The following is a 7,217-nucleotide window of genomic DNA, read 5'->3' as shown; positions in this document are numbered from 1 at the left end:
GTACGTACGGTGCTGTGAGAGGACGGCGGTTAGTCACCGCCTCCTACTCGATATAGGTGTAGGTGTAAAAACCTCTAGAGAGAAGCAGAGAACTTCATCCCCTATAATTGTCTATATCTTCTAGTTCATTTATTTCTTGCCTCATTTGGCGTAATTCCTCATTGAGCTGAAATAAAAACACATTAGAAATAAAGTCATAATCTTCACTAAAAGTCATATCTAATTTATCGTCATATAAAAGAAGGTCTGAAATAGGGGAATTAGTTTCACCACTACTCCAGCTACCAAAATGAGAAAAGTGAAAAAACAAGTAGCTTGTCAAGTACTCTATAATCCAATTTTTGCCGCCGATAATAACATTAATTGTTTTTTTATATAGTTTATTATAATTGGCAACGGATATGTGGTCATCTTTTGATTTTCCATTGAGATGTTCTAAAAATTCTATTGAATAACTGTTCAAGCCGAGTTTATCCGAAATAGCTTTGTCTTCAATATCAGTGCTCTTTACGTCTGAGCGCCCTAACAAGTAATCAGTTGAAACGCCGTATACATCAGCAATAGAATTTAAAATATTTATATCCGGTCTTCTTTCTCCCGACTCATAATAACTCAACGAACCTCTTGATATTCCTATCTTTGAGGCTATTTCCTCTTGTTTTCTTTCGCCTCTTAATTCCCTTATTCTTGTACTAAAAATATCTGTTACATCTTTCATATTTTCCACGCCTCCGATTATTATTGTTACATTAGATAAAAAATGTAACAAATGGATTGAAATCACACTTTTGTTGCACTATGATTATATTGTAACAAACGAATACGCAACTTACAACAACCATTTAAACAAAGACAAACAAAAGGAGAAAAACAAAATGAATGAAAGAACAAAGGCGAGCGCAATTACAACAAATGCGAGATTAATGGACACGGACGAATTAAGAGCCTATACGAACTTAGGGCGTAATAACGCTATGAAGTTGGGCGAGGAAATCGGTGCAAAAATCAAGATTGGTAAGCGCGTACTGTGGGACAGAGAAAAGCTAGACCAATATTTTAATTCTTTGACGGGGGTGAAATAGCATGAGGGGTAAAAACAAATCTAACCGAGTACATATAAATGAGGGCGGCAACCTTACATTTGTTATTGAACCATTATTACCGTTGGGAAAAGAGAACGCTATTTCAACCAAGGCGTTAATGCAGGCGTTACAGTGTAGCGAAAGAGAGCTCCGGGCGATAGTATCAAGAGAACGTCAAAACGGTGCTATTATATGTTCTGCTGCCACTGGGGGCTATTTTAAGCCAAGTACAAGGAAAGAGCTAAAAGATTTTTGCGAAAACTTAGAAAGTCAAGCCATAACCATATTAAGAACTTTAAGAAGTGCAAGAAAAATCTTAAAGGAAACAGAAGGGCAATTATCAATATCTCGGGAGAGTGGTATTAATGGCGAATAAAAGAATGTTCAGTCGAGGTGTAGTTGATACTGATAATTTTATTGATATGCCACTAAGTGCGCAGGCTTTATATTTTCATCTTGGTCTAAGGGCTGATGATGATGGCCTTGTAGGAAGTCCTAAGAAGATACAAAGAATGATAGGCGCAAGTCGTGAAGATATTGAAGAGTTGGTAAGCAGGAACTTCATAATTGCCCTTGAGTCCGGGGTTGTTGTGATAACCCATTGGAGGATAAATAATAATAAAATCAAGGGGGATAGATATAAAGAAACCTTGTATCCGGAGGAAAAAGAAAGCCTTATTGAATGCGGTGGGAAATACGCTTTAAAAGATACTTTGGGAGATTGTAAGTCGAGTTATTCCAATTCGGAACCAAAATGTAACCAAGATGGAACCAATTCGGAACCTCAGAGTAGATTAGATAAGAATAGATTAGATAAGAGTAGAGAAAAAGAGAAAGTTGACTATCAGCAAATAGCTGATTTGTATAATGATACTTGCGTATCATTCCCACGTCTAACTAAATTATCTGATAATCGCAAGAGAGCGATAAAGGCAAGAATGAAATCATATACACTTGAAGATTTTAAAAGACTATTTGAAACCGCTGAGGCTAGTAGTTTCCTAAAAGGTCAAAACGACCGTAATTGGTCTGCAACTTTTGATTGGCTCATTACCGATAAAAACATGGTGAAAGTGCTTGATGGAAATTATCATGATAATATACCAAAGAAGTTAGGCAGAGGAGTGGCAAACACTCCGGCTAAAATGTTCCGGGAACGTGAATATAATATAGACGAATTAGAATCTCAATTAATCGAATAGAGAGGAGAATAAACAATAAAATGAGCCTGCTGCCATTGTAGACAAACAAGCCCATTTATTAACCCCTGCCAAAGGTTTATAAACCAAGTATATAAAGGAGTGGGGATATTGTCAAACGAAGAATTAGTTAGAGATATTCAAACAGGGCAGCAGTCGAGCGAGAAAATGCTTTTACTATGGCAGCAGTGCGAGAAATTCATAATCATGATAGCGAATAAGTACAAGAGAATAGCAGAGGTAGAGGACCTTACACAAGAGGGATATTTTGCATTATGCCAAGCGGTAGAAAAGTATGATGGAACTAAAGAGGCTACCTTCATTCACTATCTAGCTATTTGGTTAAAGCAGACTTATAGCCGTTATATCATGAACAACAGTCACAATATTCGAGTACCAGTACACGCTTATAGGCATATTGGAGTTGCGGCTTTTCAGCGTAACGGTATTAGCTCAACAGAGTATGCAGCGTTCAAGTCAATCGAATAACGAAAGCGGTCTTGATTGATGTTAATAAATGCTGACATTATTTATATATAAGGCAATCGTTGAAGTGGTCTATTACAAGAATAAATGATATTAATGGCGTAATGCTGAGGGAAATGAAACGGTGACAAATTGTCACCAACTGAAAAGCGCTCTAATGTTAGGAACTACTAAGGGTTTTCATGCCTTTTAACATCTCGATTAGAATATTAAAGTTAGAACTGATAAGGAGCAAGAAACGTATAGCAAATACGAATATGAATAGGCTAATGGCAGCAGTGTAGAAAGATAATGCCATGATGGTAAATTATCGGGAATAAAGTCCCCAAAAAACAAAAATGTATATATGATTTTGTTGACCTCAACAAAACGAACAGTTCTGCCGGCGGAACTAGAAAACGTTGAAAATTCTAAATGTAAAGACGATTTAATGAATGAGCTGGCAGCAGTCGAGTGAGAGAATGCGACGTCGCATAACTATAACAGGAATAAGTTGCTCAATGGTAAAGAAGTAATGAGCTGTTATTCCTCTAGGTGTTGTCAAAATAGAAACGGCTAGAGCTTCCCCAAAATGGCGGACACTCTAGCTAGTGAACTAGGTTAGTGCGTTAGGCTTATGCACACTAAAGCCAAAAATGGCAGCAGGCTACCTATACTCTTGACGTTCAACGCAAAATTGCGCTTAGTCCTTAAAAGTCGCCTTTCACTACCTTAGACACTCAGCCAAAGATTAGGCTTAGTCCCTTAACGGCATACCTTCCAAAACGGATGATATAAACCGTATAAAAGAATACCACGGCATTAATAAGCTGCTGGAAACAGGGGGGGGAGTGCCCCAGGTACCGGGCGCAATAGCGATTGCTTGCAATAACCTGCCTAGCTTTACAGACGATAAGGGCGGTCATATCTTTGAACGGCTTATAATCATGCCTTGTGAACACGTTATCCCAACAGATAAGCGAGATAGCTTCATACTTGATAAAATGCTCAAAGAGAAAAGCGCAATCCTTAATTGGTTTTTAGAGGGGCTAGAGCGGTTAAGGGGTAATGAGTACAAGCTGACTAAAGCTAGGGCTTGTGAAGAGGCAGGGAAAGCGTACATGGATACGCAAGTAAGAGCATTCTCTTGAACTGATAGAGCAAGAAGGGTTTACCCGGGAAGAGGCGATAGAGCTAATGAAGATTAATCAGCTAGAGCGCATAGCTAGTAGGCAATAAAATGAGCCTGCCGTCATTACTGACAAACAAGCCCATTTATTAACCCCTGCCAAAGGTTTATAAACCAAGTATATAAAGGAGTGGGGATATTGTCAAACGAAGAGTTAGTTAGAGATATTCAAGCCGGGGCGAGCGATAAAATGCTTTTGCTTTGGAAGCAATGCGAGAAGTTTATAATCATGATGGCAAATAAGTATAAGGGGTTAGCAGAAGTAGAAGATCTTACACAAGAGGGATATTTTGCATTATGCCAAGCGGTAGAAAAGTATGATGAAACTAAAGAGGCTACCTTTATTCACTATCTAGCTATTTGGTTAAAGCAGACTTATAGCCGTTATATCATGAATAACGGTCACAATATTAGAGTACCAGTACACGCTTATACATTAGCGCTTAAATATCAGAGTGAGGAAAAAGCCTTTAAAAGAGAATATGGGCGAGAGCCTAGCAATCATGAAATGGCTAAAGCCCTAGCGATTAGCGTTAAGCAGGTAATGCAACTAAAGAAAGATATGGTCGCACTTAGGCAGCAAAGCCTTGATGAAGTGATACCGGGGCTTGACGGTGGCATAACACTAGGGGACTCAATAGCAGATACTGGAGATGACATTGAACTAGCAACCCAAGAAAGAGATAGGCAACAATTAAGGGAAGAGGTTAGCGAGCTATTAGAGGTTCTACCTATTCAGCAACAGGACGTTATAAAGGCTAGATACATGAAAGGTAAAACACTAGCAGAAACAGGCGAACAGATAGGTGTAACGATTGAGCGTGTAAGAGTAGTGCAACAAAAGGCGCTTAATAGGCTGAGGCTAAAGAAGCATAGCGACAAGCTACGGCCGTACTATGATGACTACCTAGCGGCACACGCTTATAGACATATTGGAGTTGCAGCTTTTCAGCGTAACGGTATTAGCTCAACAGAGTATGCAGCGTTTAGGTTAATGGACTAGCGGCATTGATGTTGATAAATGTTGACATATATTACATATAGGGCAAAGGTTGAAAGAATAAGGCTTATTGGCGAATAAAGTGGCGTATCAATGTTAGGAATTGTTAAGGTGCAGGGAGCTTATAGCAAGTGCTAGTATAGACTTTTGGACAAAAACGTCTGAAAGTACTGGCGGACACTCTTCCACCATAGAACCTACGAAAACATACGGTTAAAAGACATATAGCCAAGTGTAGGGAATAAACCACAGGTTTCAAAAGCAATTAACCATTGGATATATCCACAGGTTTCACGGTCGAAAGTTCGACAGTAGGGGAGTGAACGAAACGGACGCCCCTAGCTAATGCACTAGGTTAGTGCGTTAGGCTTGTGCGGTTAAGTGAGTACAAGTAGGTTATGTAACTCGCTTTTCAGATTTGGAAAGCAAGAACCTAGAGCCTGCATACTCAAGCCAAAAACGGCAGCAGTCTATATATACCCTTGACGCTCAACGCAAATTGCGCTTAGCCCTCTAAGGTCGCATTTCACTACCTTAGACACTCAGCCAAAGATTAGGCTTAGTCCCTTAACGGCATACCTTCCAAAACGGATGATATAAACCGTATAAAAGAATACCGTCGCATATTACGACGTTAATGAGCTACTGGCAAGCACAGAAAGGAAAGACATGACACTAAGGATAAGAGATGAACCAACGGGGAATAAACCCGGTCGATATTACAAAATAAAATCAAAAAGGAGATACAAAAGATGAAATCATTTAAAGAAGTTACAACCGCTATTGCAGAAAGCCGCACCCAAAGGGCGCAAGAAATCAAGGAATGGCGTATCAAGTTGGAAGAGGCTAGGCAGGACATAGAAAAAGCTAATAGCCTACTAGAAGCAGGGGCAAATGGAAGCGTGGAAGATTACCAAAGGGCAAAGGATAAGCTAGGCGAAGCGAATACTTTAGAAGAGTTCTGTACAAAGCGCATAGCACATCTTGAAAGTGAGCCACTCATGGCAGAGGAGAAAGCCCAGGAAGCAAGCATTATTATTAAGGCATACCTAGAAGAGGAAAACCGCAAGCAGTACCAAGAGGCAGCTAAGTTAATGGAGAAACTTGAAGAAATTGCAAATGGTTCAAATGCTTTAGATACTGAGTGTAGCGAATTGATGAAAACTATCGGTTACGCTATGCCTAGGCTAGATTATGTTAGGGGCTTTTTCGCACAGGTAGCTGACACGCCAATGTATGACATCATCACGAAAAGAGGAGAAAGATAATGCAGGAAATGAAAAAGAACGAGTTTACGGAAATTGTAACAGATACTAAAGCGGTAAAAGAGCGCATAGCAGAGAAAGACGCTAAGGCCTCTGAGGAGTTTAAGGCAAGCATGGAAGCCGTATTGAATGGGGAGATTGAAAGCCAAGAGGAGATTAACGACCTATTCGCTAAGGCTATTCTTTCAGAGCGTGAAGAAAGAGAAGCTCAAAAAAATAAGGAACTTGATGAAGAATTGAAAAGACATGAAGCTGAGATTATAGCTAGGTACGAAGCGGAAGGATTAAAGAGCCAAGCCACTGAGCGTAAAGACGAGCGTTTAAAAAAATGGCTTGATAACATTCCCGGAATGAATGATTAATAATAAATATTTTTTAATGATTGCTGCATAGTGCAAGGGCTAATGAGAGGGGGGGGGTACCACCCTCCCCTCGCCTATATGCGAGCTTCACACCGTCACTATACATTTTTTCTCGCGCGAACTTTTTATACTGCCGCCGTGAGCGAGGAACACTTGAAATATAAAGCCGGTAGACGTTTGAAGTAGTGCGGCGATTAGCATTCTTAAACAACGTCTTTTCTTTTACTTAATTATGAGCATAAAGTGAACGATTGGAAACAAGCCGAGCGATTGTTTGAAACGCACGAAAGGTAAGTGATACCGCATAACGTGGTTGCGTGTTCGTTATTTAAAATTCTATGCATTACAGAACGGATATAGAAGAACTGTTAAGGTAAAAGAATTAAATCGCTTAAATCGCAAATAACGAGCTTGCAGAAGTATTCTTCATTATCTGAGCCCCTAAAAGGTGCTTTTCAACTATCCACAAATTGTAGACAGTTGAAAAGGAACTTCCCGACATTCATGACGGGAACATACTGATATATCTGACACCCTAAAGAGAATGTGCGGATAGGCTAAGGCGACACCGTGAAATCAATTCCAAGGTCTAAAGCTATACACAATAGGGAAAAGAGAAGTTAAAAAGCGCTTAGGGTTAAATGTTAGGGCAAGG

At 39.7% G+C, this 7,217-nt stretch carries 9 protein-coding genes; 8 read left to right on the top strand and 1 reads right to left on the bottom strand.

All coding sequences use genetic code 11. From position 1 onward, the window contains the following. Positions 1-94: 94 nt before the first annotated feature. Entirely contained in the window at positions 95-718 is a 624-nt protein-coding gene (locus tag NHH16_RS08725; protein ID WP_262069212.1) for a helix-turn-helix domain-containing protein, read from the bottom strand. A 157-nt stretch (positions 719-875) separates the two neighbouring features. Here NHH16_RS08725 and NHH16_RS08720 point away from each other — a divergent pair, with 157 nt between their 5' ends. The 8 genes from NHH16_RS08720 (at position 876) to NHH16_RS08685 (ending at position 6,562) form a co-directional block, all read left to right on the top strand. Further along, a complete protein-coding gene (locus NHH16_RS08720; RefSeq protein WP_262069211.1) occupies positions 876-1,082 on the top strand; it encodes a DUF6462 family protein in 207 nt (68 codons plus the stop codon). Position 1,083: 1 nt separating this feature from the next. Next, positions 1,084-1,458 carry a hypothetical protein gene (locus tag NHH16_RS08715; RefSeq protein ID WP_262069210.1) on the top strand — a complete coding sequence of 125 codons (375 nt, stop codon included), beginning with the start codon at positions 1,084-1,086 and terminating at the stop codon, positions 1,456-1,458. Beyond that, positions 1,448-2,284 carry a hypothetical protein gene (locus NHH16_RS08710; protein ID WP_262069209.1) on the top strand — a complete coding sequence of 279 codons (837 nt, stop codon included), beginning with the start codon at positions 1,448-1,450 and terminating at the stop codon, positions 2,282-2,284. The genes NHH16_RS08715 and NHH16_RS08710 overlap by 11 nt, the downstream gene beginning before the upstream one ends. A 108-nt stretch (positions 2,285-2,392) precedes the next feature. Next, a complete protein-coding gene (locus tag NHH16_RS08705) occupies positions 2,393-2,770 on the top strand; it encodes a sigma factor (protein ID WP_262069208.1) in 378 nt (125 codons plus the stop codon). Positions 2,771-3,597: 827 nt separating this feature from the next. After that, positions 3,598-3,897: a hypothetical protein gene (locus NHH16_RS08700; protein WP_262069207.1), complete on the top strand. Its 300-nt coding sequence runs from the start codon at positions 3,598-3,600 to the stop codon at positions 3,895-3,897. 177 nt (positions 3,898-4,074) lie between these two features. Continuing rightward, positions 4,075-4,938 (top strand): sigma-70 family RNA polymerase sigma factor, encoded by an 864-nt coding sequence (locus NHH16_RS08695; RefSeq protein WP_262069206.1) that lies wholly within the window; start codon positions 4,075-4,077, stop codon positions 4,936-4,938. 749 nt (positions 4,939-5,687) lie between these two features. Continuing rightward, positions 5,688-6,203, top strand: a complete 516-nt coding sequence (locus NHH16_RS08690; RefSeq protein WP_262069205.1) for a hypothetical protein — start codon at positions 5,688-5,690, stop codon at positions 6,201-6,203. After that, a complete protein-coding gene (locus NHH16_RS08685) occupies positions 6,203-6,562 on the top strand; it encodes a hypothetical protein (RefSeq protein WP_262069204.1) in 360 nt (119 codons plus the stop codon). The genes NHH16_RS08690 and NHH16_RS08685 overlap by 1 nt, the downstream gene beginning before the upstream one ends. The last annotated feature ends 655 nt before the right edge of the window (positions 6,563-7,217 follow it).

The organism is Ohessyouella blattaphilus (genome assembly GCF_024721265.1).
Classification (GTDB): Bacteria; Bacillota; Clostridia; order Lachnospirales; family Lachnospiraceae; genus Aequitasia; species Aequitasia blattaphilus_A.
This window is presented reverse-complemented; position numbering and strand designations above follow the sequence as displayed.

Bases quoted from the DNA above. Each gene is read 5' to 3' on its own strand.
- NHH16_RS08725 (WP_262069212.1), bottom strand. From the start codon at position 718: ATGAAAGATGTAACAGATATTTTTAGTACAAGAATAAGGGAATTAAGA.
- NHH16_RS08715 (WP_262069210.1), top strand. From the start codon at position 1,084: ATGAGGGGTAAAAACAAATCTAACCGAGTACATATAAATGAGGGCGGC.
- NHH16_RS08690 (WP_262069205.1), top strand. From the start codon at position 5,688: ATGAAATCATTTAAAGAAGTTACAACCGCTATTGCAGAAAGCCGCACC.
- NHH16_RS08710 (WP_262069209.1), top strand. From the start codon at position 1,448: ATGGCGAATAAAAGAATGTTCAGTCGAGGTGTAGTTGATACTGATAAT.
- NHH16_RS08685 (WP_262069204.1), top strand. From the start codon at position 6,203: ATGCAGGAAATGAAAAAGAACGAGTTTACGGAAATTGTAACAGATACT.
- NHH16_RS08720 (WP_262069211.1), top strand. From the start codon at position 876: ATGAATGAAAGAACAAAGGCGAGCGCAATTACAACAAATGCGAGATTA.